This window comes from Streptomyces sp. R41, assembly GCF_041053055.1.
Classification (GTDB): domain Bacteria; phylum Actinomycetota; class Actinomycetes; order Streptomycetales; family Streptomycetaceae; genus Streptomyces.
Genome location: NZ_CP163443.1, coordinates 2,104,514 through 2,130,270, shown reverse-complemented (window position 1 = coordinate 2,130,270; position 25,757 = coordinate 2,104,514). Strand labels below are relative to the sequence as shown.

General features: G+C 70.7%; 25 protein-coding genes and 7 tRNA genes. 21 read left to right on the top strand and 11 right to left on the bottom strand.

Translation table 11 applies throughout. The annotated features are described in order from the left end of the window. Positions 1–50 precede the first annotated feature (50 nt). On the top strand, positions 51–869 hold the full coding sequence (locus AB5J53_RS10100; RefSeq protein WP_369245283.1) for a TrmH family RNA methyltransferase: 819 nt from the start codon (positions 51–53) through the stop codon (positions 867–869). Between the two features lie 28 nt (positions 870–897). Here AB5J53_RS10100 and AB5J53_RS10095 read toward each other — a convergent pair whose 3' ends face one another. Beyond that, on the bottom strand, positions 898–2,220 hold the full coding sequence (locus tag AB5J53_RS10095; protein ID WP_369245282.1) for a protein kinase: 1,323 nt from the start codon (positions 2,218–2,220) through the stop codon (positions 898–900). Between the two features lie 196 nt (positions 2,221–2,416). On the opposite strand from AB5J53_RS10095, the gene AB5J53_RS10090 reads away from it, so the two are divergent. The 4 genes from AB5J53_RS10090 (at position 2,417) to AB5J53_RS10075 (ending at position 4,953) form a co-directional block, all read left to right on the top strand. Then, positions 2,417–2,692: a hypothetical protein gene (locus tag AB5J53_RS10090; RefSeq protein WP_060902353.1), complete on the top strand. Its 276-nt coding sequence runs from the start codon at positions 2,417–2,419 to the stop codon at positions 2,690–2,692. Positions 2,693–2,891: 199 nt separating this feature from the next. Then, positions 2,892–3,101 carry a hypothetical protein gene (locus AB5J53_RS10085; protein WP_369245281.1) on the top strand — a complete coding sequence of 70 codons (210 nt, stop codon included), beginning with the start codon at positions 2,892–2,894 and terminating at the stop codon, positions 3,099–3,101. A 536-nt stretch (positions 3,102–3,637) separates the two neighbouring features. Continuing rightward, the gene (locus AB5J53_RS10080; RefSeq protein ID WP_369245280.1) at positions 3,638–4,579 is read left to right on the top strand and encodes a phosphotransferase family protein; all 942 of its coding nucleotides are present in this window, start codon (positions 3,638–3,640) and stop codon (positions 4,577–4,579) included. Positions 4,580–4,653: 74 nt separating this feature from the next. Then, on the top strand, positions 4,654–4,953 hold the full coding sequence (locus AB5J53_RS10075) for a zf-TFIIB domain-containing protein (protein ID WP_369245279.1): 300 nt from the start codon (positions 4,654–4,656) through the stop codon (positions 4,951–4,953). A 129-nt stretch (positions 4,954–5,082) separates the two neighbouring features. Here AB5J53_RS10075 and AB5J53_RS10070 read toward each other — a convergent pair. The 5 genes from AB5J53_RS10070 to AB5J53_RS10050 all read right to left on the bottom strand — a co-directional run bounded on the left by AB5J53_RS10070 (position 5,083) and on the right by AB5J53_RS10050 (position 5,564). After that, positions 5,083–5,157 (bottom strand) — tRNA-Val (locus tag AB5J53_RS10070). 40 nt (positions 5,158–5,197) lie between these two features. Beyond that, a tRNA-Val gene (locus tag AB5J53_RS10065) sits at positions 5,198–5,269 on the bottom strand. A 36-nt stretch (positions 5,270–5,305) separates the two neighbouring features. Then, positions 5,306–5,377: transfer RNA gene (locus tag AB5J53_RS10060), tRNA-Val, on the bottom strand. Position 5,378: 1 nt separating this feature from the next. Further along, positions 5,379–5,452: transfer RNA gene (locus AB5J53_RS10055), tRNA-Cys, on the bottom strand. Between the two features lie 39 nt (positions 5,453–5,491). Next, positions 5,492–5,564, bottom strand: a tRNA-Gly gene (locus tag AB5J53_RS10050). A 156-nt stretch (positions 5,565–5,720) separates the two neighbouring features. On the opposite strand from AB5J53_RS10050, the gene AB5J53_RS10045 reads away from it, so the two are divergent. From AB5J53_RS10045 to AB5J53_RS10035, 3 genes are all read left to right on the top strand, one after another. Beyond that, a complete protein-coding gene (locus AB5J53_RS10045) occupies positions 5,721–6,881 on the top strand; it encodes a chorismate-binding protein (RefSeq protein ID WP_369245278.1) in 1,161 nt (386 codons plus the stop codon). Beyond that, positions 6,878–7,699 (top strand): aminotransferase class IV, encoded by an 822-nt coding sequence (locus tag AB5J53_RS10040; protein WP_369245277.1) that lies wholly within the window; start codon positions 6,878–6,880, stop codon positions 7,697–7,699. Before AB5J53_RS10045 ends, AB5J53_RS10040 begins: the two co-directional genes overlap by 4 nt. A gap of 101 nt (positions 7,700–7,800) precedes the next feature. Next, positions 7,801–8,622, top strand: a complete 822-nt coding sequence (locus AB5J53_RS10035; RefSeq protein WP_369245276.1) for a GNAT family N-acetyltransferase — start codon at positions 7,801–7,803, stop codon at positions 8,620–8,622. Positions 8,623–8,641: 19 nt separating this feature from the next. On the opposite strand, the gene AB5J53_RS10030 is transcribed toward AB5J53_RS10035, so the two are convergent. Continuing rightward, entirely contained in the window at positions 8,642–9,163 is a 522-nt protein-coding gene (locus AB5J53_RS10030) for a DsbA family protein (RefSeq protein WP_369245275.1), read from the bottom strand. Between the two features lie 193 nt (positions 9,164–9,356). On the opposite strand from AB5J53_RS10030, the gene AB5J53_RS10025 reads away from it, so the two are divergent. Both AB5J53_RS10025 and AB5J53_RS10020 read left to right on the top strand, forming a co-directional pair. Beyond that, entirely contained in the window at positions 9,357–9,803 is a 447-nt protein-coding gene (locus AB5J53_RS10025; RefSeq protein ID WP_369245274.1) for a hypothetical protein, read from the top strand. Positions 9,804–9,968: 165 nt separating this feature from the next. Further along, positions 9,969–10,121, top strand: coding sequence for a hypothetical protein (locus tag AB5J53_RS10020; RefSeq protein ID WP_167459210.1), 153 nt, complete (start codon positions 9,969–9,971; stop codon positions 10,119–10,121). An 86-nt stretch (positions 10,122–10,207) separates the two neighbouring features. Here the strand turns inward: AB5J53_RS10020 and AB5J53_RS10015 are convergent, their stop codons facing one another. After that, a complete protein-coding gene (locus AB5J53_RS10015; RefSeq protein WP_369245273.1) occupies positions 10,208–10,765 on the bottom strand; it encodes a CGNR zinc finger domain-containing protein in 558 nt (185 codons plus the stop codon). A gap of 280 nt (positions 10,766–11,045) precedes the next feature. Next, positions 11,046–11,459 carry an SsgA family sporulation/cell division regulator gene (locus AB5J53_RS10010; RefSeq protein ID WP_003959770.1) on the bottom strand — a complete coding sequence of 138 codons (414 nt, stop codon included), beginning with the start codon at positions 11,457–11,459 and terminating at the stop codon, positions 11,046–11,048. A 191-nt stretch (positions 11,460–11,650) separates the two neighbouring features. Here AB5J53_RS10010 and AB5J53_RS10005 point away from each other — a divergent pair, with 191 nt between their 5' ends. The 7 genes from AB5J53_RS10005 (at position 11,651) to AB5J53_RS09975 (ending at position 19,751) form a co-directional block, all read left to right on the top strand. Next, positions 11,651–12,085 (top strand): TIGR02611 family protein, encoded by a 435-nt coding sequence (locus tag AB5J53_RS10005; RefSeq protein WP_369245272.1) that lies wholly within the window; start codon positions 11,651–11,653, stop codon positions 12,083–12,085. A gap of 83 nt (positions 12,086–12,168) precedes the next feature. Then, positions 12,169–12,240: transfer RNA gene (locus AB5J53_RS10000), tRNA-Val, on the top strand. 877 nt (positions 12,241–13,117) lie between these two features. After that, on the top strand, positions 13,118–14,404 hold the full coding sequence (locus tag AB5J53_RS09995) for an ABC transporter substrate-binding protein (protein WP_369245271.1): 1,287 nt from the start codon (positions 13,118–13,120) through the stop codon (positions 14,402–14,404). Then, on the top strand, positions 14,404–15,402 hold the full coding sequence (locus AB5J53_RS09990; RefSeq protein ID WP_369245270.1) for a carbohydrate ABC transporter permease: 999 nt from the start codon (positions 14,404–14,406) through the stop codon (positions 15,400–15,402). The genes AB5J53_RS09995 and AB5J53_RS09990 overlap by 1 nt, the downstream gene beginning before the upstream one ends. Further along, positions 15,402–16,301, top strand: coding sequence for a carbohydrate ABC transporter permease (locus AB5J53_RS09985; protein ID WP_369245269.1), 900 nt, complete (start codon positions 15,402–15,404; stop codon positions 16,299–16,301). The genes AB5J53_RS09990 and AB5J53_RS09985 overlap by 1 nt, the downstream gene beginning before the upstream one ends. An 8-nt stretch (positions 16,302–16,309) precedes the next feature. Then, entirely contained in the window at positions 16,310–16,909 is a 600-nt protein-coding gene (locus AB5J53_RS09980) for a hypothetical protein (RefSeq protein WP_369245268.1), read from the top strand. 103 nt (positions 16,910–17,012) lie between these two features. Then, complete coding sequence (locus tag AB5J53_RS09975; RefSeq protein WP_369245267.1) at positions 17,013–19,751, top strand: Tat pathway signal sequence domain protein; 2,739 nt, start codon at positions 17,013–17,015, stop codon at positions 19,749–19,751. Positions 19,752–19,758: 7 nt separating this feature from the next. Here the strand turns inward: AB5J53_RS09975 and AB5J53_RS09970 are convergent, their stop codons facing one another. Then, complete coding sequence (locus tag AB5J53_RS09970; protein ID WP_369245266.1) at positions 19,759–22,227, bottom strand: SCO7613 C-terminal domain-containing membrane protein; 2,469 nt, start codon at positions 22,225–22,227, stop codon at positions 19,759–19,761. A gap of 132 nt (positions 22,228–22,359) precedes the next feature. Between AB5J53_RS09970 and AB5J53_RS09965 the strand changes: the two genes are divergently transcribed. Then, the gene (locus AB5J53_RS09965; protein WP_369245265.1) at positions 22,360–22,806 is read left to right on the top strand and encodes an SRPBCC family protein; all 447 of its coding nucleotides are present in this window, start codon (positions 22,360–22,362) and stop codon (positions 22,804–22,806) included. Positions 22,807–22,845: 39 nt separating this feature from the next. Then, positions 22,846–22,917 (top strand) — tRNA-Val (locus AB5J53_RS09960). Positions 22,918–22,985: 68 nt separating this feature from the next. Here AB5J53_RS09960 and AB5J53_RS09955 read toward each other — a convergent pair. Beyond that, positions 22,986–23,714, bottom strand: a complete 729-nt coding sequence (locus AB5J53_RS09955) for a 3'-5' exonuclease (RefSeq protein ID WP_369245264.1) — start codon at positions 23,712–23,714, stop codon at positions 22,986–22,988. 170 nt (positions 23,715–23,884) lie between these two features. Between AB5J53_RS09955 and AB5J53_RS09950 the strand changes: the two genes are divergently transcribed. Both AB5J53_RS09950 and AB5J53_RS09945 read left to right on the top strand, forming a co-directional pair. Continuing rightward, on the top strand, positions 23,885–24,451 hold the full coding sequence (locus AB5J53_RS09950; RefSeq protein ID WP_369245263.1) for a DUF4365 domain-containing protein: 567 nt from the start codon (positions 23,885–23,887) through the stop codon (positions 24,449–24,451). Further along, entirely contained in the window at positions 24,448–25,665 is a 1,218-nt protein-coding gene (locus AB5J53_RS09945) for a hypothetical protein (RefSeq protein ID WP_369245262.1), read from the top strand. The genes AB5J53_RS09950 and AB5J53_RS09945 overlap by 4 nt, the downstream gene beginning before the upstream one ends. Positions 25,666–25,757: the final 92 nt, after the last annotated feature.

Below are 25,757 nucleotides of genomic sequence, written 5' to 3'. Positions count from 1 at the left end.
ACTCGTTCCCAGCCGTTGGCACCGCACCCAGGACAAGGCAGTATCACCCTGTGGCCGATCTCATCACCGTTGAGAACCCCGACGACCCGCGTCTGCGCGACTACACGGGCCTGACCGATGTGGAGCTGCGCCGCAAGCGCGAACCCGCCGAGGGCCTGTTCATCGCCGAGGGCGAGAAGGTCATCAGACGGGCCAAGGACGCCGGTTACGAGATGCGTTCGATGCTCCTGTCCGCGAAGTGGGTCGACGTCATGCGCGACGTCATCGACGAGCTCCCGGCCCCGGTCTACGCGGTCAGTCCGGAGCTCGCCGAGCAGGTCACCGGCTATCACGTGCACCGCGGCGCGCTGGCCTCGATGCAGCGCAAGCCGCTGCCGACGGCGGAGGAACTCCTGCAGTCCGCGCGCCGCGTCGTCGTCATGGAGTCGGTCAACGACCACACCAACATCGGCGCGATCTTCCGCTCGGCCGCCGCCCTCGGCATGGACGCGGTTCTGCTCTCCCCGGACTGCGCTGACCCCCTCTATCGCCGCTCCGTGAAGGTCTCCATGGGTGCGGTCTTCTCGGTGCCGTACGCCCGTCTCGAGACCTGGCCCAAGGGCCTGGAGTCGGTCCGCGAGGCCGGCTTCACCCTGCTCGCCCTCACCCCGGACGAGAAGGCGAAGTCCCTCGACGAGGCGGCCCCGCACCGCATGGACCGGGTCGCGCTGATGCTGGGCGCGGAGGGCGACGGCCTGTCCACGAAGGCCCTGATGGCGGCGGACGAGTGGGTCCGCATCCCCATGGCCCACGGTGTCGACTCGCTCAACGTGGGCGCGGCGGCCGCGGTCGCCTTCTACGCGGTGGCGACGGGCCGCCCGCAGCCCTGAGCGGCCTCACGGGCGTCCGCCCGAGGCGCTAGCCGTCCTTGCGGACCTCACTCCGGTACTGCTGGGACATCAGGTCCCCGGTGGGCAGCGGTGCGTACGTCTGCTCGTGTCGTACGTCCCTGTGGGTGCCCCCGTCGTCCAGCCCGCGCGCGGGCCCCTGGCACCCCTGGGCAGCGGCGATGCCGAGCGCGACGAGCAGCGTCACGACGACGAACACGAAGAGCCGCTGGCGCAGCAGTCGCGGGTTGGCGGGCCGCCGGCCGGTGCCGGTGGTCCGGGGCGCGGGACGGCCGGCACCGCTGCGGGGCGCGGGCCTGCTGCCGGAGCGGCCGGTGTTGCGCGCGGGTGTGGGGCGCGCACCCGACTGCGTCGACCTCGTGCCGCCGTTCGTCCCGCCCGTGCGCGGCGGGGGAGTGCCCTGCGGACGCCGCTGGGTGCGCGGCTCGGTGTACTGCTCGGCCAGGCGTCCGGTCGGCCGGTCGGGATCCGTGCGCGGCGCGGGCGGCCGTACATCCGCCATGCCCTGTGCCTCGCGGGCCGCGATCTCCTTGAGCCGCAGGGACAGTTGGAGGGTGGTGGGCCGCTCCTCGGGGTCCTTCGCCAGACATGCCCGTACGAGAGGTGCCAGCGCGTCCGGCACGCCGTGCAGTTGGGGCTCCTCGTGCACCACTCTGTAGAGCATCACTTCGGAACTGCCGTGCCCGAAGGGCGAGTCCTGGGTCGCCGCGTACGCGAGCGTGGCACCGAGCGCGAACACGTCCGTGGCCGGCGTGACGGCGGCCCCACGCACCTGCTCGGGCGCGAGGAAGCCGGGCGAGCCGACGGCCGTACCGACATGGGTGAGCGTCGAGGCGCCCGTCGCCCAGGCGATGCCGAAGTCGATGATCCGCGGCCCCTTGGGGGACAGCAGGATGTTGGACGGCTTGAGATCCCGGTGGACGACACCGGCCTCGTGCACGGCGACGAGCCCCTCGGAGAGCGCGGCACCGACGGCGGCCACATCGGCGGCGCTCAGCGGCCCTTCCTCGGCGACCTTGTCGTGCAGAGAGGGCCCGGGCACGTACTGCGTGGCGAACCACGGCCGGTCCGCCTCCAGATCGGCGGCGACGAGCCGCGCCGTGCATCCGCCCCTGATGCGTCGGGCCGCCGAGACCTCGCGGGCGAACCGCGACCGGAACTCCTGATCCTCCGCCAGATCCGGTCGGATCACCTTCAGCGCGACCCGCTGGCCACGCCGGTCGGAGCCCAGGTAGACCACGCCCATCCCACCCGCGCCGAGCCGCCTGTGAAGCCTGAACGAGCCGACGACACGCGGGTCCTCGCGCCTCAGGCGCATCATCGCCATGTCCATCCCCGCTGCCCGGTCCGTTTGACGAGCCACAGCTTACGTTTCCGCGGCCGAGTGCGCGCAGAGGCCGCGCCCTCTCGGCCCGATCGATTGTCAGTGCCGGGTGGGAAACTTGAAAGGTGGTCAGGGAGCGTGCGAACAGGCCTGCTTTGGGCTGCCTGTGATCCCAACCATCCGTCGCAGAAGGGGGATTGGGCCCGTGAAGGGTGACCGTGTGGAGATAGTCGTGGACGCCGGTGACACGACGCGTACGTACGAGGTGGTGGCGAGCAGGGCGGGCCGCCGGGTGGAGACGGCGGTACGCCGAGGTGTCGTGGAAGTGAGCGAAGTCACCCGAAGCGGATCGGTGGTGCGCACCGCCCGCTTCATGGCGACCCGGGTGCTGGCGCTGGTCGAGCAGCCGGTGCCCAGGGAGGACAGCTCGGAACAGTCGGGGCACACCGGGCGCCCCCTCCGGGAAGACCCTGAGACCTAGGTCCTCGTCTCCACCCAGGGGAGTACTCCGCAGGTCATCGCTCATCCTCCGGGAGGCCCGCCAATCGGTACGAGGGCATGACGACCCACTGCCGCCGCGCGCCTAGATTTGAGGTCAAGCGGCGGGTGCAGCACTCGTCCCCCGAGGTCAGACACCCGCCGCTGCCAACCACAACAGAAGCTCGGTCAGGAGAGGGACCATGGCCCACACGGCACCGCGGACAGCGATCCGCACGCAGGGACGCAGGGCATACACCGCTGCGTTCGGCACCCGCCGCCAGGGCCGGCGCCACCCGCTGGTGGCGACAGCGATGGTCCTCCCCCTGGCGGCCCTGCTGGTAGTCGTCTTCGGCGGCTGGGAAGCAGTGGTCACACAAGCGTCGTCCGTGGGCGTGATGCTGGGGCGCTGAGCGGCGCCCCAGGCCCGGAAGAGCGGTCCGGGCGGGGACATCCGGCCATGAAACCCCGTGGGGACGGGGGTGCGGCGGACGGCACAAAATGCCCGCGCAGCTGGGGAGCTGCGCGGGCATTTTTCTGCACGGGCCCAGGGGCTTGCCCACCGTCCCCGGCGACGGGCGATGGCCCGGCGCGGTGGTGGTCCTGCCGTCCCAGCGGTGGGTGAGCGCGTGGCGGGGCGGCGTCCTTCCCGTCCCCCTTGCGGGCAGTCGCGCCGCCGACAGGCGACCCCCTCCCCCTCCCAGCTGCGGGCATGCGTGCCGCTAGGGGCGGCACCCGTCCCACTGAGAGCGGCACCCCGCAGGCGCCGGGCGGCGCATCACCCCCGGAGTTCGTCTCCCGTGCCGGGCACGCTTGGGCTATGGCGGCACCCCGCAGGTGCCGGGCAGCGCATCACCCCGGAGCTCGGCACCCGCGCCGGGTACCCCCACCCCCCGGCGCCCCACCTGCGTACGCTCACCCCCAGACGCCGTACACCCCAGGGAGCCCCGTGACCGCAGACACCCTGCTGCCCGCACTCACCGCCAAGGTGCGCGGCACGGTCCACCCTGTGCCAGGCCCCTGCCGGTGCGGGACGAAGGACGCGGTCCTCGCCGACCGCGAAGACGGCACCGTCGTCCGCCACGGCGACACCGTCGCCAAAGCGCACGCCCCCGACGCGGCCCCCGCGGAACTCGCCCTCCGCCTCTCCGTCGCCGCCGAACTCCCCGGCGTCCTCCTGCCCCCGCTGACCCTGACCCCCGTCGACCTCCACGGCCGTCTGGTGTCCTTCTGGCCGTACGGCAGCCCGGTCGACCCGGAAATCCCTGAGGCGGCCCCCTGGGAGGCCGCCGCCACTCTGCTGGCCCGCCTTCACCGGACCCGCGCGCCCGACGGCCTGCCGCCCATGCGCGGCCCTGCCAAGGCGGCCCGCGCGATCGCCCGGCTCCGCGCGGCGGGCCCGCACCCGGCCGCCGCCCCGGTCCTGCGCGCCTGGGCCGGCCTCCCGCCCTGGGCCCGCGGCGAGGCCCCGATGCCGGACGCCACGACCCTGTGCCACGGCGACCTGCACCTCGGCCAGCTCGTCCGCCACCCCGCGCCGAACGGCCCCTGGCTCCTCATCGACGTCGACGACCTGGGCGTGGGCGCCCCGGCCTGGGACCTGGCCCGCCCGGCCGCGTGGTACGCCTGCGGCCTGCTCCCGCCCGACGAGTGGCTGCGCTTCCTGACCGCCTACCAGCGGGCCGGTGGCCCGGCCGTCCCCGTCGCCGGCGACCCCTGGCCGGCCCTGGACGTCGCGGCCCGCGCCCTCACCGTGCAGACGGCGGCCCTGGCGATCGCCAAATCCGTCGCCGCCGGGCACCCGTTGGACGAGGTGCAGCAGGCCGTGGTCGATGCCTGTGACCGAATGGGCACCGTCCCGCCCGAGTTGGCGCACGGTTTCGCGACGTAGGGTGCAACCGACCGAAGCCGGGCGGAGTCTGTCCTGGCGGAAGCAGTACCGACCGGCGAGGAGTTGAGCCGAGCATGCAGTGTCCGAAGTGCCATGCGCCGATGCACACGTACAACCGCAATGGCGTCCAGATCGAGCAGTGCAGCGGCTGCCGCGGGATATTTCTCGACTATGGCGAGCTGGAGTCGCTGACCCGCCTGGAGTCCCAGTGGCAGCAGCCCGCGCCGCCGCCCCCGGCCGCCCCGCAGGCGTACCCGTCCGCCCCCGCGCCCGCCTGGGGCGCCCCGCAGCACGGCGGTCACGGAGGCCACGGCGGTCACTACGGCGGCCACCACCGTCACAAGAGCTTCGGCCACATGCTCTTCTCGTCCTGACGAACTGAAACGGGCTGACCGACCGAAGGGGCCCTCTTCCTGAGTGGAGGGGCCCCTTCGTCGTACGCACGGATCCGGCCGTGGATACGACGAAGCCCCCGACCGTACGAGACGGCCGGGGGCTTCGGCTGGTGCGCGATACTGGGATTGAACCAGTGACCTCTTCCGTGTCAGGGAAGCGCTCTCCCGCTGAGCTAATCGCGCAGGTCACGCGGCTGGAGCCACGCATACTGCCGGTGCTGCGTGCGCGATACTGGGATTGAACCAGTGACCTCTTCCGTGTCAGGGAAGCGCTCTCCCGCTGAGCTAATCGCGCGGGTTCGGATCTTGCCGTACGTGCTGGAAGATCCAGTGGACGATACTGGGATTGAACCAGTGACCTCTTCCGTGTCAGGGAAGCGCTCTCCCGCTGAGCTAATCGTCCTTGGAGGTGGAGACGGGATTTGAACCCGTGTAGACGGCTTTGCAGGCCGTTGCCTCGCCTCTCGGCCACTCCACCAGGAGCGTAGGGGTTCGGGAAGATCCCCCACTTCCTGCGAGCGGACGACCAGGTTCGAACTGGCGACCTCAACCTTGGCAAGGTTGCGCTCTACCAACTGAGCTACGTCCGCGTGCCGTTTCCGTTCCGCTTGCGCGGCCCGGCGACGTGTTGAACTCTAGCGGATTCCGGGGCCAGCACAAAAACGCGTTTGTGCAGCGTGCTGCGGTCTGTCCGCCCAAGGACATGGTCAGGGCACCCGCAGGTCACCCGCCATAGACTCGACTCCGTGCTCGACCTCCCTCCTCTCGCCCGCTTCGGTGGCCTCCTCGCCACCGGTCTCCTCGACGTCACCAGCGACCCCGCGGCCCTGGACTCGACCGGTTTCTGGGCTGTCTCGGCCGACTTCGAGGGACGTCTGGTCTGCGCCCGCTTCCGGGACGTACGACAGGAGCCCGTGCCCGCGCCGGTGCCCGGACGGTGGCGGGGACCGGCGCCCGATGACTGGAAGTCGTCCCTCGACCGTGCCGCGTACACCGCGGGCGTACGGCGGATCCGCGAGCACATCGCGGCCGGCGAGGTCTATCAGGCGAACCTCTGCCGGGTGCTCTCCGCGCCGATCGCACCCGACGCGGACGTGGACGCGCTGACCTCCCTGCTGGCCCGCGGCAATCCGGCGCCGTACGCAGGAACGATCCGGCTGCCCGCGCACGGCGTGGAAATAGCCACGGCCTCCCCCGAACTCTTCCTGCGCCGCGACGGCCGGATCGTCGAGTCCGGCCCGATCAAGGGCACCGGACGCACCGAGGCGGACCTCCTGGAGAAGGACTACGCCGAGAACGTGATGATCGTGGACCTCGTCCGCAACGACATCGGCCGGGTCTGCGCCACCGGCACCGTGACGGTCCCCGACCTGTGCGTCGTCGAGAAGCACCCCGGCCTGGTCCACCTCGTCTCCACGGTCCACGGCGAGCTGCGCGACGACGCCGGCTGGCCCGAGCTGCTCGCCGCCGCCTTCCCGCCCGGCTCGGTCACCGGCGCCCCCAAGTCCAGCGCCCTGCGGATCATCGAGGCCCTGGAGACCGCGCCCCGCGGCCCGTACTGCGGAGGCATCGGCTGGGTCGACGCCGACCGCGGCACCGGACAGCTCGCCGTCGGTATCCGCACCTTCTGGATCGACCGGGAGGAAGGGGTTCTGCGTTTCGGGACGGGCGCGGGCATCACCTGGGGTTCGGACCCCGAGGGGGAGTGGCGGGAGACCGAGCTGAAGGCCGCGCGACTGCTCGCGGTAGCGTCGGGTGAGTACGAGGTGAGCGGAGGAACCCTGACCTGCTCTGTTCATCCGGGGGACGCTGCATTCCATAGCGGCTCCGCCGCGGGCCGGACCCCCGGCCGAAAAGGCACGTCGGACGGTGCATCCGGCACTTTCTTGCGAGGTATTGACCAGTGAAGCTTTGGCTCGACGGCGGGCTGCAGGACATCGAGACCGCCCGCGTCTCCGTCTTCGACCACGGACTGACCGTGGGCGACGGCATCTTCGAGACCGTGAAGGCGGTCGAGGGGCGGCCGTTCGCACTGACCCGCCACCTCGACCGGCTGGCCCGCTCGGCCCGTGGCCTCGGCCTGCCCGAGCCCGACCTCGACGAGGTGCGCCGCGCCTGCGCCGCGGTCATGGACGCCAACCCGATGCCGCTCGGCCGCCTGCGGATCACGTACACCGGCGGCCACGGGCCGCTCGGCTCCGACCGCGGCGAGCACGGCCCGACTTTGGTCGTCGCCCTCGGCGAGTCCTCCCGGCGCCCCGACTCCACCGCCGTCGTCACGGTCCCCTGGACCCGCAACGAGCGCGGCGCGCTGACCGGCCTCAAGACCACCTCGTACGCCGAGAACGTCGTCGCCCTGGCCCGCGCGCGCGAACACGGCGCGTCCGAGGCGCTGTTCGCCAACACGGTCGGTCAGCTCTGCGAGGGCACGGGGTCCAATGTCTTCGTCGTCCTCGACGGCGAGATCCACACCCCACCGGTCGCTTCCGGCTGCCTCGCCGGCATCACGCGCGCGCTGACCGTCGAGTGGACCGGCGCCAAGGAGACCGACCTGCCGCTGGACGTCCTGGCACGCGCCGACGAGGTCTTCCTGACTTCCACGCTGCGTGACGTGCAGGCCGTGCACCGGGTCGACGCCCGTGAACTCCCGGGCGCGCCGGGCCCGGTGACCGCCAAGGCGATGCGGATCTTCGACGAGCGGGCCGGGGACGACCTCGATCCCTGATCGCTCGCCCGATCGATCTCGCGATGTCCCGACCGCTTGATCGCTTGATCGCTGAATAAATTCAGCTGACCTAGGACTCCGCAGCGGGTAGAACACCCCTGATGACCACCACCCTGCGGCCGACCGAGCCGCTGCAGCACGCCGCCGACGGGACGCTCTCGCGCCACTACCAAGTGTGTGTGAACAGCCGTCCCGTGGGCGCGATACACCTCGCGACCGATCCGCACTTCGGACCATCCGTCGCCAAGATCCGCGAGCTTCGCATCGAGGAGCCGGACCGCGGACGCGGCCGGGGCACCGTGGCCGCGCTCGCCGCGGAGGAGGTGGCGCGCGGCTGGGGCTGCAAGCAGATCGAGACGACCGTCCCCGGCAACGCCGAGGCCGGGCTCCGGCTCACCAAGGCGCTCGGGTACGTCACGCGCAACCGAGGGATGGAGAAGGCGCTCGGCGCCACCCCTCCCGAGCTGCCCGCCGGGAGTGTCGGCCGCCCCATGACGCAGGCCGAGTACGAGGCCTGGGACCGGCACGGCAGGGAGGAATTCGCCCAGGACTGGATCCGGCGCGGGGTGCCGGAAGCGGAGGCGTACGCCAAGTCGCACCGGGATCACGACCAGTTGCTGCCGCAGGGTCTGGCCACGGAGAACATGCTGTTCAGCATCCTCGAACACGAAGGGACCCCGGTCGGCGACCTGTGGCTGGGGGAGCGCGCGGGAAGCGCCTTCGTCTACAACGTCGAGGTCCGCGCCGCACACCGCGGCCGGGGCCACGGCCGTACGCTCATGCTGCTCGCCGAAGCGCAGGCGGTGGCCGCAGGGATGGACCGCGTCGGTCTCAACGTCTTCTCGGGCAACACCCCGGCCGAGCGGCTCTACGAGTCCCTCGGCTACGAGACGACGGCCCACCATCTGTACAAGGACCTGTAGCAAGCAGCCTCCGTGGGCGTCATGCCTCCTGCTCGGTCAGCAGCCGGTCCGCGATCTCCTCGATGCGCTCGCGCAGCCCCTCCTGGCTCTTGCCGCCGTCGAGGCGTTCGCCGCCGATGACGTACGTCGGGGTGCCGGTCACTCCGATGGCCTTGCCCTCGGCCTGGTCGGCGTCGACGATCAGGATGTGCCGGCCGTCGATCAGGGCCGTGTCGAACTCCTCGGCGTCCAGACCGAGTTCACGGGCGACTTCCACCAGGAAGGGTTCTCCCTTACGGTCCAGCTCCGCTACGCGGCCGAGCACCGCCTCGACGTACGGCCAGGCCTGGCCCTGCTCCGCGGCCTCCTCGGCGGCCTGCGCCGCGGCGAACGCGTGCTTGTGCTTCTCCAGGGGGAAGTGCCGCAGCCGCAGCTCCAAGCGGTCGCCGTAGCGGGCGCGCAGCGCGCGCAGGTCGGCGAGGGCGCTGCCGCAGTCGGGGCACTGGAGTTCGCACCAGACGTCCAGGACGGCGGCCGGGCGGGCGGAGGAGGAGTCGTTCATGGAGACCAGTCTCCCAGCCCCGGCGGGGGCGCCCCAACCGGGACCTGGGGCGCCCCAACCGGGACCTTGGGAGGACGCCGACCCGGAGATGTCCCTGAGGTCGGCCCGGAGCATGGCATACCGGGCGTCGGGCGGTGCAGGATGGAAGGGACGAACCGACCCTGCCCGACCGAGCCCTGCCCTGGAGGACCGGATGATTGCCGAGACTGTCTGTTCCGCCGTCTCCGCGGCCGGCCTGGGCATCGCCGCGGTCACGGCCTACCGCAAGCGCTTCCTCGCGGCCGCCCGCATCGCCGCCTACTCGCTCGTGCCGGTCGGCCTGGTGATGACCGGGGTCGTCGGCTGGCTCGCCGACACCGCGTTCAGCCCGACCGCGTGGGCCGGTTTCGTCGTGCTCGGCGGCGCCTGGCTGCTGTTCATGACCACGCGGGCGATAGAGCGGCGTGGCGGCGGGACACGGAAGGAACGCAAGGCGGCGAAGGCCGCCGCCCAGCGCGAGGCGGTGGCCCCTGCGGCCTCGGCGCCCTCGCTGGTCCAGGGGTCTCGCCCGGCCACCCGCCCCGCGGCGGCGCCCCGTGCCACCGGCTCCGGGGACGACTTCAGTGACATCGAGGCCATCCTGAAGAAGCACGGCATATGACCCGCACATGACCAGCTGAAACGACACAAGGCTTCACCGGGGCCTCGTGGAGTACGCGAAAGCGTTCACGTTCGAGCGTGTCCGTCGCATGATCTGGCGAACTCCCGCATTTTCCGGGCGTGTTGATCGCGCCAGGGGTGTCGGCTGCGTCATCATCGCCGCGAGATGCTGGACACAACACAGAGCGACACCGCCGCCCCGTCCGAGGAGCGGCGTGGTTGTCTCTTCGCGCTCTCCCAGCCACCGCTGATGATCTTCCTTGCGGTGATCGGCTGTCTGCTGCTCATGGCTTCGCTGCACGACCTGCTGCTGCTCTGAGCCGTACACGGAGCCCCTGGCGTCACCCGCCGAGGGCTCCGTCAGCCCGCCACTTCCTCGCGTCGAGCATGGCGGGGACACGTCCGTCAGCCCGCGGCTTCCTTCCGGCGTGCCCGGTACGCGGCCACGTGGAGGCGGTTCCCGCAGGTGCGGCTGTCGCAGTAGCGGCGGGAGCGATTGCGGGAGAGGTCGACGAAGGCACGCCGGCAGTCCGGGGCCTCGCAGCGGCGCAGCCGCTCCTGCTCCCCGGCGACCACGAAGAAGGCCAGAGCCATCCCGCAGTCGGCCGCGAGATGGTCGGCGACGGAGGCACCCGGCGCGAAATAGTGGACATGCCAGTCGTAGCCGTCGTGGTCGGTGAGTCGGGGGGTGGTGCCCGCGGCGGCGACCAGTTCGTTGATCAGCGCGGCGGCGGTCCGCGGGTCGTCGGCGGCGAAGATCGCGGCGAACCGGTCGCGAACCTTGCGCACGGCCGCGAGATCGTGCTCGGACAGCACACCGACATCGCTGATTTCGTGCTTTCGTACGAAATCGGCGAGGGACGCGACATCCGCGAGCCCGTCCGTCGTCTGGTCCTCCGGCGCGGTGTTCACCAGACCCACCACGGCGTCGAGGGCGCACCGGATGTCGTGGGTGATCAGCACGTTTCGCTCCCTGGCCTGGGGGTCGGGCGGGCGCCCGCCCGATGCTGGCCGATGGTAGTGGCTTCGCGGCACGGAGAGCGGTCGCGGGGGAGCGGGAGCGGTCGCGAGGGAGCGGGGAAGTGGCCTCGGGCGGGCCGGGCAGGCACGCCGACGCCGCCTCCGCGGTGTTCCGCGGCGACGGCGCCGGTGTTTGTGCCCTATGCGGTTGTGCCCTATGCGGTTGTCTAGGCCCGAGCCGTCTCCCCGAGTGGACGGCGCCGGGCGGCTCTGTGGTGCCTCGCTAGCTCTCGGCCAGGATGTGTGAGAGCTCCGTGTCGAGATCGAAATGCCGGTGTTCCGTGCCGGGGGGCACGGCAGCGTCTGTTCGCTTGAGGAACGACTCCAGGGCCCGCGCCGGGGCCTCGAGCAGGGCCTCGCCCTCCGGGGAGCTCAGGGCGATGCATACGACGCCCTGGCCATGGCTACGGGACGGCCAGACTCGGACGTCGCCGGTACCGGTGGGCCGATGCAGGCCCTCGGCGAGGAGGTCGCGGGCGAACACCCACTCGACGGTTTCCTCGGCTCCGGTGTGGAAGGTGGCGTGCACGGCGTAGGGATCGGCCGTGTCATACCGCAGTCCTGCGGGAACAGGCAGTGAGGACTCGCTCGACACAACGAGGCGCAGGTGCAGCTCGCAGCTGACCGTGGTGTTCATAAGCGCCAGGGCCTTTCGCTCAGTGTGCGCTCGGGGATTCGCACGTCGGCGAAATCGACATGCCACCTACGGTGCCGTTGTAAACCCCTCTGAGTGTTTTGCGTGCCTTTACGTAACTCATCCGGCCGAGAGACCGTTCGCCGGATAGGGCCATTCCGGTGACTGGTTTCTCTCGGGTAGGGTTTGGCTGTATGAATACGGGGAGTGACGGGCCGGGCGAGGTCGCCACGGCCGATGACGGGGCGAAGGGTGAGCGAGCGCTCGGTTCGCGAGCGCCGGGATTCATCAAGGCGCGCCGCGCGCTGCACCTGAGCTGGCAGGTGGGTGTTTTCATCGTGGGGCTCGCGGTGGTGGCCGCGGGCGTGATCATGCTTCCGCTGCCGGGGCCGGGCTGGTTGGTGATCTTCGGCGGCATGGCGATCTGGGCGACCGAGTTCGTCTGGGCGCAGCTGGTGCTCCGCTGGACGAAGCGCAAGGTCACGGAGGCGACTCAGCGGGCGCTCGACCCCAAGGTGCGGCGTCGCAACATCATCCTCACGACCGTCGGCCTGGTGATCGTCGCGGCCCTTGTCGGCGTCTACGTCTGGAAGTTCGGCCTCGCGATGCCCTGGAACATCAAGGAGTGAGGTAGCCCGCTCAGGCACCGCCCTGAGGCTCCTCGGCCGGTCGAAGGCACCCCCTGACATGGGGTAATGTTCTTCCTGCGCCCGGGCGATTAGCTCAGCGGGAGAGCGCTTCGTTCACACCGAAGAGGTCACTGGTTCGATCCCAGTATCGCCCACGTGTGCGAAAGGCGACTCATGTCCACGGAAACGCGTGGACGGGGTCGCCTTCGTCGTTCCTGCGCGGCTCCGCCGCACGCGGCGGGGCCTCGCCACCCGCACCCCCTGGGGTGTTGAGTCCACTGGGAGCCGGTCGGGACGTCGGTCCAGTGGGCGCGCTGGAGTTGACATCGGGGTCGCGTCCAGTGGGTTCTCCCCACCGCTGGAGCACTGCGGCCTGTGCCCTGCGTCCCGGGACGGTTGCTGAGCCGCCGGCCTTCCGACCTGCACTGATCCAGGTGGCCCGGTCGCTGGTCAACTGCTCTCTGGTGCATGGTTTCGGAACCCGTGAACGCCCCACCTGGGCACGACCCTTGAGCCCGAGAGGCGCCCTTCGCGGCCCCTGGACTCCCGTCCCGGTCGAGCCGTACGCGGCCCCTGGGCTTCTGCCTGCGTGGAGCACTTCGCAGCCCCTGGACTTCCCGTCCATGGTCGAGCCGTTCGCGCCCCTTGGGCTCCCGCTGGCGTCGAGCACTTCGCGGCGCCAGGCCTCTCGCCACCCGAGGACCCCACCCTCGCCCTCAGTCCCCCCGCCTTCGTTCAATCCCACCCCACCGTCGCCAACCCCCCGGAACCGCAGTCGTTTTCGGCCCCGCCCTCCGTCCCCCCGACCTACCGCATCCCGTTCGGCAGGTCGACCACGCCCGCCGGACCTGCACGGTCGCGCCCCCACGAGCGAACCGCACCCCCGCCCTCCCCGTCGCGCAGCCGAACCGCATCACATCAATTCCTGTCCGAATCATTGACGTGCCCCAAAGCCCTCCGTACCTTGTGCCAGCAAGCGCTTACTTGAAACGATTCATGCAGGCGGCGACGCCGTAGCGGGGAGGCCCGACTGTGGGAAACAACGGGAGTGTCGAGAGGCGGACGGTCCTCAAGGCGGCCGGAGCATCGCTGGCCACGCTGGGGCTGGCCGCGACGACGGGCTGCGGAGGCGACAGCGGCGCGGGGGACGGGACGGTGACGATCCGTTACGCCTGGTGGGGTGCCGACGACCGCGCCAAGCGGATCAACCAGACCATCGCACTCTTTGAGAAGAAGTACCCGAAGATCAAGGTGAAAACGGACTTCCAGCCTTACCTGGACTTCTGGAAGAAGTTCAACACGCAGGCCTCCGGCGGCAATCCGCCGGATGTTTTCCAGAATGCCATTGGATTCCTGCGCAAGTATGACGCGAAGAATGTGCTGCTCGATCTCAGCGAGCAGGTGAAGGCGGGCAACCTCTCCATGGACGGCTTTCGGGCCGGCCTGGAGAAATTCGGCGAGGTCGACGGCAAGCTTCTTGGGGTTCCGGTTGGTTCCAACTCGATGGCCCTGGTCATCGACAAGCCCGTTTACACCAAGGCGGGAGTGACGCCCAAGCAGGGCTGGACCTGGGACGACTTCGACGCGGCGATGAAGAAGATCCGCGACAAGACGGGACGTGCCGGTGACAGCGGCATGTACGGCGTCATGTACCTCTACGACCTGTACCTGCGTCAGAACGACAAGGCATTCTTCACCGAGGACGGCCTCGGCTTCACCGAGGCGGACCTCAAGGAGTGGTGGACCAAGGCCAAGAAGGGTGTGGAGTCGGGCGTCTACGCCGATCCGAAGAAGGTCGCCCAGATCAAGCCCAAGTCCGCCGTCTCCGCAGAGCTCGCCGGCGGCGAGTTCACCTGGGACAACTTCACGGTCCGCTATTCCGCCGAGGGAAAGAGCGAGTACGGCCTTGCCCCGATCCCGACCACGGACGGGAAGCACACGGGCCAGTACCTCGGCTCCCTGATGCTCAGCGCCTCCAAGCGCACACAGCACCCCAAGGAAGTCGCCCAGTTCATCGACTTCATGGTGCACGAGCCCGAGGTCGCCAAGATCATGGGCTACGACCGTGGGGTGCCCGCGACACAGGCGCAGTACGACGCGTACAAGCCGACCGACGCGGTCGGCAAGGGCATCGCCGCCTACGAGGAGTCCCTCGTCGCGGCGGGCGTTCTGGAGCCCATCACCCCGCACCCGAACGGTGCGGACATCTGTGAGTCCGCGTTCCTGCGCATCGCCGAGGAACTCGGCCTGGGCAAGCGGTCCGTGGACGACGCCGTCAAGCAGTTCTTCACCGAGTCGAAGACGGCTCTCGGCAGCTGATGGGAACCACCGTGACACACGCCTCTGCGACGGACGTCCTGGCCAAGGACTCCGAGCCGCGGCACGGTCCGGTGAACCCCCGGCGCCCCGCCGCCCTCAAGCGGCGGGGCCGCCGGGAGAACCTGGCCGGCTATCTCTTCATGTCCCCCTGGATCGCCGGGTTCCTGCTGCTCACAGCGGGCCCGATGATCGCCTCGCTCTACTTCGCGTTCACCGACTACAACCTGTTCGACGCCCCCAAGTGGATCGGCCTCGACAACTTCTCCGAGATGTTCGCCGACCCGCGCTGGCGCCACTCGGTGCAGGTGACGATGTGGTACGTCGTCGTCGGTACCCCACTCAAGCTGCTCGCGGCCCTCGGTGTGGCGCTGCTCCTCGCCCAGAAGCGTCGCGGACAGGCTTTCTACCGGGCCGCGTTCTACGCGCCCTCTCTGATCGGGGCGAGCGTCTCTGTCGCCATCGTGTGGAAGGCGATCTTTTCGGACGACGCGATCGTCGACCGTACGCAGAAGCTCTTCGGGGTGCACGCCGGCGGTTGGACCGGCGACCCGGACCTGATCATCTACAGCCTCGTGGCGCTGACCGTCTGGCAGTTCGGCGCCCCCATGGTCATCTTCCTCGCCGGCCTCAAGCAGGTCCCGCGCGAGCTGTACGAGGCGGCCGAGGTCGACGGGGCCGGCAAGCTGCGCCGGTTCTGGAACATCACCCTGCCGATGATCTCCCCGGTCCTCTTCTTCAACGTCCTGCTGGAGACCATCCACTCCTTCCAGATCTTCAGCTCGGCGTACATCGTCGGTGGCGGCGCCGGAGGCAATGCCTGCGGGCCCGCGGACGGTTCGATGGTCTACACCTGCTACCTCTACGTCCAGGGCTTCGAGAACAGCCGGATGGGCCTGGCCTCCGCCATGGCCTGGATGCTGCTTGTCGCGGTCGCCCTGGTGACGGCGGTGCTGTTCTGGTCCCAGAAGCGCTGGGTGCACTACGAGGAGGGCGCCTGATGAGCGCGCAGATCACGGACGTCACGCCGGTTCGGGCCCAGTCGACCAAGGCGGGCAACTTCCGCCGCAGGCTGCCCGGTTCGCTCGCCTGGCATCTCGGGTCCCTCGCGATCCTCGCGGTCATCCTCTACCCCGTGCTCTGGGTGGTCGGCGGCTCCTTCAAGAAGAGCGAAGACATCGTCGGCAGCCTGGACCTCTTCCCCGGCTCCCCGATCACCTCCAACTACACGCGCCTGACCGAGGGCATCGCGGACATCTCGATCTCCACGTTCTTCCTCAACTCGCTCTTCCTCGCGGTCGGCTCGGTGATCGGGATCCTGCTGTCCTGCTCGCTGACGGCGTACGCCTTCGCCAAGATCAAATTCGCGGGCCGCAATCTGCTCTTCACGCTGATGATCGGCACGCTCCTGCTGCCGTACCACGTGCTGCTCATCCCGCAGTACGTGCTGTTCCGCAACATGAACATGATCAACACGTACACGCCGCTGCTGCTCGGCAAGTACCTCGCCACGGAGGCATTCTTCGTCTTCCTGATGATGCAGTTCATGCGCAACCTGCCCAAGGAGCTCGACGAGGCGGCGCGCCTCGACGGCTGCGGACATCTGCGCATCTACTGGTCGATCGTGCTCCCGCTGTGCCGCCCGGCACTGATCACCAGCGCGATCTTCACCTTCATCAACTCCTGGAACGACTTCATGGGCCCGCTGATCTACCTCAACGAGCCCGACAAGTACACGGTCTCGCTCGGCCTGAAGATGTTCGTCGACCAGGAAGGCGTGGCCGACTACGGCGGCATGATCGCCATGTCGCTCGTCGCCCTCCTGCCCGTACTCGCCTTCTTCCTGGCCTTCCAGCGCTACCTGATCGACGGCATGGCCACGTCCGGCCTGAAGGGCTGAGGAGCGGGATGAGCCAGGTACGTGTCAAGGAACGCGGTACGCCGCGGGAGTCCGTGCTCGCGGAGCGGTTCGCGCTGTTCGCGGAGTGTCTGCTGACGGGCGTGTGGATCGCGGTCGCCGCGCTGCCGCTCGTCACGTATCCCGCCGCGTTCGCCGCCGGATCGCGTCACCTGCGGCGGCGAACCGCCCATATGGGTGGCGGCTGGCGGGAGTTCGTCGCCGACTTCCGGGCGGCCGTCCGGGGCGGCTGGATCGCCGGGCTCGCCGGATGGGCCGCGGCGGCCGCGGTCTGGGTGGACGTCCAGGCCGTGCGCGCCGGAATCCCGGGCGGGCCGCTCGTCGGGGCCGTCGGCCTCTTCGCGCTGATCGGCCTCGCCGTCGCCGGACTGCGCGCGGCGGCGGCCTGGGAGCCGGGCGCGTCCTGGCGCACGCTGCTCGCGGACGCCGGTCGCCGCACCGTTCTCGACCCGGCCGGGTCCTTCCTGCTGATCGGCGGACTGGCCGTGGTGGCCTGCTCCGCCCTGTTCATCGCGCCGCTGGCGGTCCCCGTCCTGGGGGCCGTCGCGGCGGCCGCCGTCGCCGTGGAGGAGCGGTACCGGCGCCGCTGACCCACCCTCGTCCCGCACAGGTCGGCGCCCCCCCCGGCGCCGTACCTCTCTCTGTCATGCCCCTGACCACGCACGGAAGCTTCCCGCACGGAAAGGAAAGGTCATGTCTCCCATCCCCCGCAGGTCCCTTCTCAAGGCGGCCGCCGTCGCCGGAGCCGCCGCCCAGTTCAGCTGGGCGCTCGGCGTCACGAACGCGCAGGCCGCCCCCAGAGCCGAGGCCGCGGACGCGGACCCGGTGACCCTGGACTGGCTGGAGGACGGCGGCCTCGGCGCCGCCCCCGGCTCCACCGTCGGCGTGCCCTGGCCGAAGGGCGCGTACCAGGAGGACCAGACCTTCGCGCTCACGGACGCCGACGGCAAGGCCGTGCCCGTACAGTCCTGGCCGATCGCGTACTGGCCGGACGGCTCCCTCAAGTGGACCGCGCACGCGGTGAGTTCGGACTCCGGCAAGCTCACGCTCACCGCGGGGGAGCCGGCCGCGCCGGGCAAGAAGGTCACCGTCGACAAGAGCGGCGGCACCATCGACATATCGACCGGGGTCGTCACCGCGAAGATCGGCAAGAGCGGCTCGACGCTGGTCAAGTCCGTGACGCGCGGCTCGACCGAGATCGCCAAGAACGGCCGGCTGGTGCTCATCCGCCAGCCGGAGATCGAGGACGAGGACCAGGGCGCTCAGAAGTACGAGCGCTTCGAGAGCGCGATCTCCGAGGTCGAGGTCGAGCAGGAGGGCCCGGTCCGTGCCGTCGTCCGCATCGACGGCAAGCACCGCAAGGGCGACCGGAGTTGGCTGCCGTTCTCGATCCGGCTGTACTTCTACGCGGGCGCCGACTCCTTCCGCATGGTGCACACCATCACCTTCGACGGGAAGCAGGAGCCGGGGAAGGCGAGCGGCGACTTCATCCGCGGTCTCGGCGTCCGCTTCACGGTGCCGATGCGGGATGCCTCGTACGACCGCCACATCCGCATCGGCGGCGACGGCACCGGTCTGCTGCGCGAGGCCGTCAAGGGCATCACAGGGCTGCGGCGCGACCCGGGCGCGGCCGTGCAGGCGGCCCAGTTCGCGGGGGAGAAGCTGCCCGACCCGTCGACCTGGGATCAGCGGGTGACGACGCGGCTGCAGTACATCCCCGAATGGGGCGACTACACCCTCGCCCAGCTCTCCGCAGACGGCTTCACGCTGCGAAAGCGCACGAAGAAGGGGTACGGCTGGATCGGCGCCGGCGGCGGACAGCGCGCGTCGGGCTTCGGCTACGTCGGCGGGCCGAGCGGCGGATTCTCCTTCGGGCTGCGGGACTTCTGGGAGAAGTTCCCCGCGCAACTCGACATCCGCGACGCCCACACCGACGAGGCGGAAGTCACGCTCTGGCTCTGGTCGCCCGAGGCGCAGCCCATGGACCTGCGCTTCTACCACGACGGCATGGGCCAGGACACGTACGCCGAGCAGCTCGAGGGCCTCAACATCACCTACGAGGACTACGAGCCGGGCTTCGGCACCCCGTACGGCATCGCCCGCACCTCCGAACTCCTCTTCTGGGCCAACGAGTCGACGCCGAGCCCCGAGAAGCTCGCCGAACAGGTCGACGCCGTACGTGTGTTGCCACAGCTCGCCGCCCCGCCCAGGCAGCTCATCAAGGCGAAGGTCTTCGGCCCCGGCCTCTACTCCGAACCCGACCGCTCCACGCCCGCCAAGGCGAAGATCGAGGACCACCTCGACTTCCTCTTCACCTATTACAAGGACCAGGTGGAGATGCGCCGTTGGTACGGCTTCTGGGACTACGGCGACATCATGCACTCGTACGACCCGGTCAGGCACCAGTGGCGGTACGACGTCGGCGGCTACGCCTGGGACAACTCCGAGCTGTCGCCAGACCTCTGGCTGTGGTTCGCGTACATACGAAGTGGCCGCTCGGACATCTTCCGCTTCGCCGAGGCGATGACCCGGCACACCGGCGAGGTCGACGTCTACCACCTCGGCCAATGGGCGGGTCTCGGCACCAGACACGGCGTCCAGCACTACGCCGACAGCGCCAAGCAGCAGCGCATCGCCAACACCACGTACCGTCGCTACTACTACTTCCTCACCGCGGACGAGCGCGTCGGCGACCTCATGCACGCCAATGTCGACTCCGACGAGACGTTTCTGGTGCTCGACCCGATCCGCAAGATCCGCACCGAGCCGTACACCCCCGACCGGCACGCGCTGTCGATCGGCTTCGGCACGGACTGGAGCGGGCTCGTGTCGGCGTGGCTCACGGAGTGGGAGCGCAAGGGGCCGAAGTGGGAGAAGGCCAAGGCGCGTGTGCTGTCGACCATGGAGACCATCGCCGCCCAGCCCAATGGATTTGTGCAGGGCAGCGGCCTGTACGACCTGGACACCGGCAAGTTCGCGATCGCCACGACTCCCGTCGTCGGCGTCTCGCACCTCTCCGCGGTCTTCGGTCTGGGCGAACTGTGCGCGGAGCTCATCGACCTCGTCGACATGCCCAAGTTCAAGGACGCGTACCTCGACTACTGCCGCTACTTCAACGCCACCAAGGCGGAGCAGGCCGCCCGCTACGGCTCCAACTTCGGCACTCTGCTGCTCTTCCAGGGCCACTCACGCCTCGACGCCTACGCCGCCGTACAGACGGGCGACGCGAAACTCGCCACGCGCGCGTGGAGCAAGTTCTACAACTCCGACGGCTACATGGAGTCCTCGCCCTGGAAGACGGAGAAGCTGAGCGGCCCGCTCACCCTGGTGCCCGGCAGCGAGGCCAACTGGGTCTACACGAACGACACCGCGCTGTACGGCCTCGCCGCCATCGAGAACCTGGCGCTTCTCGGCGACAAGATGCCCTCGTGATGGTGGCCTAGTCCATCCTCCCCAGCACCTCCCGCACCCGCCGTGCGTCGCGTATCCGCTGCTCGTACGTCGCACCCAGTGCGAGCAGCAGCAGACCGGCGAGTGCGGGAGGCACCCAACGGGGAAGCGCGTCGACCACCTGCACGATGTACGGGGCGAGTTCGTGCAGCGCGTCCAGCGCGAGCACCGTGCCGCCCAGCACGAGCGGCGCCTGGAGGCGGTTGCGGGCGCCCACGAGGGTGACAAGGAGCGCCGCCGCGCCGAGCAGCAGCGGGCGCAACCAGTGGGCGTCGCCCCACGCCGCGAACAGGCTCGGCACGAGCGTGGCGGCCAGCCCCGGTCCGTACGCCGTCCACGACGAGGCCCGCGTGTCCCCCCGGCGCCTGACCGCCCCCACGAGCAGGGCCGGGACGGTCACCGCAAGCGTGTACGCCTCCGGGGAACCGACGTCCCAGGCAGCCAGGCGGACCCAGGTGGCCAGGACGAACAGGGCGGCGGCCGCGTATCCGACGTGGCGTCGGTCCTCCCGTACGGCCGTGCCCGCGGCGATCACGCCGCAGAGTGCCAGCACCAGGGCCAGCATCGGCGGATCGGTGACCGCGAGCGCGATGGCGAGCAGACCCGCGACGGCTCCCGTCACCTCCACCGGTACGGCCACGGACGAGTCGCTCAGGCGCGCCGCGAGGAGGGCCGCGCCGACCGGCACCACGAGGACGAGCAGCGCGGTGTGCTGAGGCTGCCAGCCGAGGGAACCTCCCGCGGCGCAGGCCAGGGCGGTGGCGTACGCGAGGGAGGCGGGTGCCGCCACCGGACCGAGGCCGGGCCGCCAGGCGGCGACCGCGAACAGGGCGGCCAGTGCGGCGAGGACGGCGAGGGTCGCGCCCTCGGAGGCCAGCGAGAGGAACGCGAGACCGAGGGAGGTCAGGAGGGCCAGCAGGAGCGGGGGCGCCTGGGGCCGGGCCGGGCGGGTGGCGTACGCCAGGGCGGCCGCCGTCGCGAGGCCCTGCACCAACAGCCCTGCCGTGTAGGAGAGTTCAAGAGCCGCGGGGAGGACGAGCACCGTCGCCCAGGCCAGCGTCAGCGCGCAGGTCAGGGCCTGTGAACGCCAGGCCGTGCCGCGGACGGTCACCACCAGGACTCCGGCGACGAGCGCGAGGACGATGGGTGCCGTGGCCGCGTTCGCGGGCCAGGGCACGTCGATCGTCACCGCGTCCCGGGCCGTCTCCGGAGCGCCGGACCAGATCTTCTCGACCCAGCCGACCGGGCCCAGAAGGGCGAGGGCGACCAGCGGCAGCGCCCACACCACCGCCACGGCCTGCACGGAGCCGGAGGCCCAGGCGAGGCCGCGCCGCACGGGCTCGGGCAAGCGGGTGCGTACGGCGGCCAACAGGGCGATGCCGCACGCCAGATGACCCGGGACCGTCCAGTCGTCCGGCAGCGACGAGCGCAGGACGCCGCCGGGTGCGGCGACGGTGATGAGACCGCTCGCCAGGGCGAGGCCGGTCGCGACGTTCGCCCTCGGGGCGTGCCACGCCGCCGCCAGGGCGATCGCCGCGGCAAAGAGGAGGAGCGCCGCCGCACGGGCGGCGGCGCTCGGGCCGGAGGCCGTCCAGGACAGCCAACCGGCGGCAAAGGTGCCCCAGCCGCCCAGGCCGTACGCGCCGACGGCGGCGACCACACGGACGGACTTCACGGGGATCCGCAGCGCGACCAGCGTGTCGAACGCGGCCGTCACCAGCAGCGCGGCCGTGATGGTGCGGGCGCCCGCGTCGGCCGCGGCCACCCAGAGGAGCAGCGGGAGCTGGGCCGCGGCGACGGCGGTGGGCAGGGGCAGTCGCAAGGGCAGCCGGGGGAGACGTACGCCGGTGGTGACCTTGCGCTCCCCGGAGTCGATGGTGTCCGTCCGCTCTCCCGCACGGGTGGCGGCCGTCCGCTGTCCGTCCGGCCGGTGCAGCGCGCCCACGGCGAGTCCGTACCCAGCCCACACCACGGCCAGCACCGCCGACGCGATCGCCGCGTACCCGAGCCCGTCGGTGTCCGGCAGCGCGACCTCGTGCAGCGCGTAGACGTCGAGGACCGTCAGTGCGAGGCCGAGCCCCGCCACCGACTCGGCGGTCGAGCGCAGCCCGCGGCCGAGGAGGAGCACGGGCGCACCGAGCGCGGCCAGCGTCACCGCGCCGAGGACCAGTGCCCGCCCGGCGATCCCCAGGTGCCCCCAGCTGACGACGGTGAACGCGACGGCGGCCACGGTCAGCAGGATGCCGCCGAGCAGCAGGAGCACGTTCTGGACGCCGGGTGCGGTGGTCTCGGGCCGACGTGCGGGGACGGCCCGGGATCCGGGCTGTGCGGGGGCCGGCTGAAGGGCGGCGACCAACCAGGCGCGGCGCGCCAGCAACAGGGCCCGGCGTGCGTCCAGTTGCCGCAGCTCGGCGTCGAGGAGTCGCAACTCCTCGGCCGGGGGCGGGATGTGGGTCATGCTCCGGAGTGTGGTCCCGGTCACGTTCGCCGGCATGAGTGCGCGTACTCAGGTCGTACTCAGATCCGCGGACGGGCACACTCGGTACCGCGGATGGGCACACTCGGCACCGCGGACAGGCACACTCGGTGTATGGACTGGAGCCACTACCGCTTCCGCAGCGTGTGGGACCTGCCCGCGCCGCCCTCCGACGTCTACGTCGTGCTGGAACAGGCCGAGCACTACCCCCGCTGGTGGCCCCAGGTGCGCGAGGTGATCCCTGTCGACGAACGCAGCGGCGTCATCCGGATCCGCTCGGTCCTGCCGTACGACGTGACGTTCACCGGGCGGGAGGTGCGGCGCGACCCGGCGAGCGGTGTCCTGGAGATCGCGATGTCCGGTGACCTCGACGGCTGGGCGCGCTGGACGCTCACAGCGGCCGGACCGGGCACCCGTGCCCAGTACGACCAGGAGGTCGATGTGAGCAAGCCGCTGATGCGGCGGTTCGCCGTGCCGGGGCGGCCCGTCTTCCGCGCCAATCACGCGCTGATGATGCGGGCGGGGCGGCGCGGACTCAGGGCCTACCTGGAAGCGGTTTGAACGAGACCCGCGGGGACCTGTATTGTTCAGTCCGTTCCCGGGCGATTAGCTCAGTGGGAGAGCGCTTCGTTCACACCGAAGAGGTCACTGGTTCGAACCCAGTATCGCCCACCCGGAGAAGGCCGGTCCGTCATAGACGGACCGGTTTTTCTGTGCTCACGGACCGTTCTTCCGTACCTTCAGGCCGCTGCCGCGGGCAGATCCGGACGCAGCGGCCACGCCGGATCCACCGCCTCCTCCGAGCCGCTGCGCGCGAACCACGCCTGCAGTCCGCGTGCCTGTGCCGCATGCCACACGGCCTGCAGCGTGTGCAGCTCGGCCGGGGTGAGCCGTTCGAGGCGGGCCGCGAAACGGCGTCCCACCGCGCGTACGACCTCCATCGCGGCCAGCGCGTCGGCCGCCGCGTCGTGCGCGCCCTCCAGGACCACGTCGTAGTGCGCGCACAGGTCGGTGAGGGTGCGGCGGCCCTTGCGATAGCGGTCCAGATGTTTGTCGAGGACCCGGGGATCGAGCACGCGCAGCGGCGTCGCCTCGAACCACCGGTCGAGCGAGGAGGCGCGATGGCGGCGCAACTCCCGGTCAAGAAGCGTCAGATCGAATGGTGCGTTCATCACCACCAGCGGGCGGCCCCTTGCGGCCTGTTCGCCCAGCTCGCGGGCTATCTCATCCATCACCGGCGACGGCCAGCGGCCGTTGCGCTGCAGATGTTCGTCCGTGAGCCCGTGCACCGCCGTCGCCCCCGCGGGCACCGGCACTCCCGGGTTCACCAGCCATCGGGTCACCCGCGGACGGGAACCCGGGGCGTCCTGGACGACGACGGCGGCCGACACGATCCGGTCGGTCTCGACGTCCACGCCCGTGGTCTCCGTGTCGAACGCGGCCAAGGGGCCCTCGTACCAGCACGTCATACGTACACAACTCCTCGTTCACCCACGGCAGCTGACGTACCGTCTTCTGCCCGTTTGGTGATACCCGGGCTGTTTGCGCCGTACGCCGGGGGGAGACAACAGAGGTACGGGTCTTTGCAGTTCAGCGGCCCGTCGCGGGGAAACACTTGGTTTGGAAGGCTGTTGGACTCATGGCACTCGCGCAGCCCGAACGGGGCGGGCTGCTGCCCCAGCGGACGGCACCCCATCGCGGCACACTCGCCACCACCGCCTGCATGGAGACGTTGCAGGTCGGCTATCTGCACGCCGTCGCGGCGGCAGCAGGCTGCTCGCTGTCCCAGCCATTTCCCGACAACGGCATCGACTGGCACGTCAGCCACAGCGCCCCCGGGCACACGGTCGACGACGAAGTCACCATCAAGGTGCAGCTCAAGTGCACGTATCAGATCCCGCCGAACCCGCCGGGGCCCGCCTTCTCCTTCACGCTCGACAACGAGCACCTGGCGAAGCTCGCGCGCACCCCGGTCTCGGTGCACAAGATCCTGGTCGTGATGCTCGTGCCCAGGTCCCAGGACGACTGGCTGCGCGCCAGTCACGACCGACTCGACCTGCGGCACTGCTGCTACTGGACCAACCTCGCCGGGCATGCCATCACGGGCCGGCGCAGGACCACCGTCCGAGTACCGACAGCCCGGATCTTCGACGACCGGGCGCTCTGCGAGATCATGACGCGGGTCGGGACGGGAGGCAGACCATGACGCACCGCCCGATCGACGAAGCCCTGCGACCGGTCAGGCCGCATCCGGCCGAGGCTCTGTACGACGAACCGCCCGCGCCCGGCCAGGTCGACCCCGCCGTGCTCAGCGCCCTGCTGCAGCGGCACGGCTGGCAGCGGCGCGGAGGCGCGCCGGGACGATACGGCCGGTGGACCCCACCCGGGCCCGGTGGCGGCGGCACCAGCCTGCTGGTGCCGGAGAACCGGGTCTTCCCCGACAGCGACGACCTGCTCGGCGAGGCCCTCGTCGCGCTCTCCCGCAGCGGTTCGCCGTCCGCACGCGACGTGCTCGTCGCGCTCGCCGTGCCCAGCGACGAGATCCGCTGGTGGCGTGACGTCCCGACCGGGCCCGTGGGCGCCGCGCCCTGGACCGTCGAGGAACAGCTGCGCGCGGCCGCCCGCCAGATACTGCTCGCGGGCGCGCTGGCCACGCGCGCGCGTGCGGGCTATTACGGCGCCCGGCACCGCAGGTCCGCCTCCGCCTCCCTGGAGAACGTCCTGGTCGGCGCCGAACCCGGCGGACGCAGGCTCACCGCCTTCGTGCCCGTCGCCACCGGGCGCCCGCTCGCCATCCGCCTGCACCAGGCCCTGTACGCGGCCCGCGAGGCCATCGACTACCAGCGGGCCACCGGCGGTATGGACGCCTTCGACGCGGCCGTCGAGGCGGGCGTCAGCCACGAGCTGATGGAGGCCCTGGTGGCCCTCGTCCGCGGCACCGAGGGCGCCCGGATCGCCGTCGAGTGGGCGCCCGCCGCCGGTGTGCCCGAGGGCGGTGCGACACCCGCCGAGCCCGTCGAGTTCTCGCCCGGCGACCTGCCCGTCCTGCGCGAGGCCGGCGCCCGCTATCTGCGCGAGGAGCCGTCGGTGCCGGTGCGCCTCACCGGTGCCGTGGTACGGATGCGCAGGTCGGGGCCGCGCGGCGAGGGCACCGTACGGCTGCGGGTCATCGCGGGCGCCGAGGTCCCGCACGTACGCATGACGCTCGACGAGGAGGCGTACCGGATAGCGGGCCATGCCCATCTCGTCGGACTGCCGGTACGGGTGCACGGGCGGCTGGAGAGCCGGGGCGGCTTCCGCCGGCTCACGGACGCCTCCGGAGTCGTACCCGTGCAGGTGGACGAGGCCGAGCGGGACCGGCTGATGAAGTCGCTCCAGGAGAACCTGGACTTCTTCGAGGAGGCGTGCAGCGGGGACTGAGACGGAGCCGTGGTTATCCGTTTCGCGAACGGGACCCCGGGCTCGGTACGATCGCGTCTATTACGTACGCAAGAGAAGATGCGCGCGTCCCC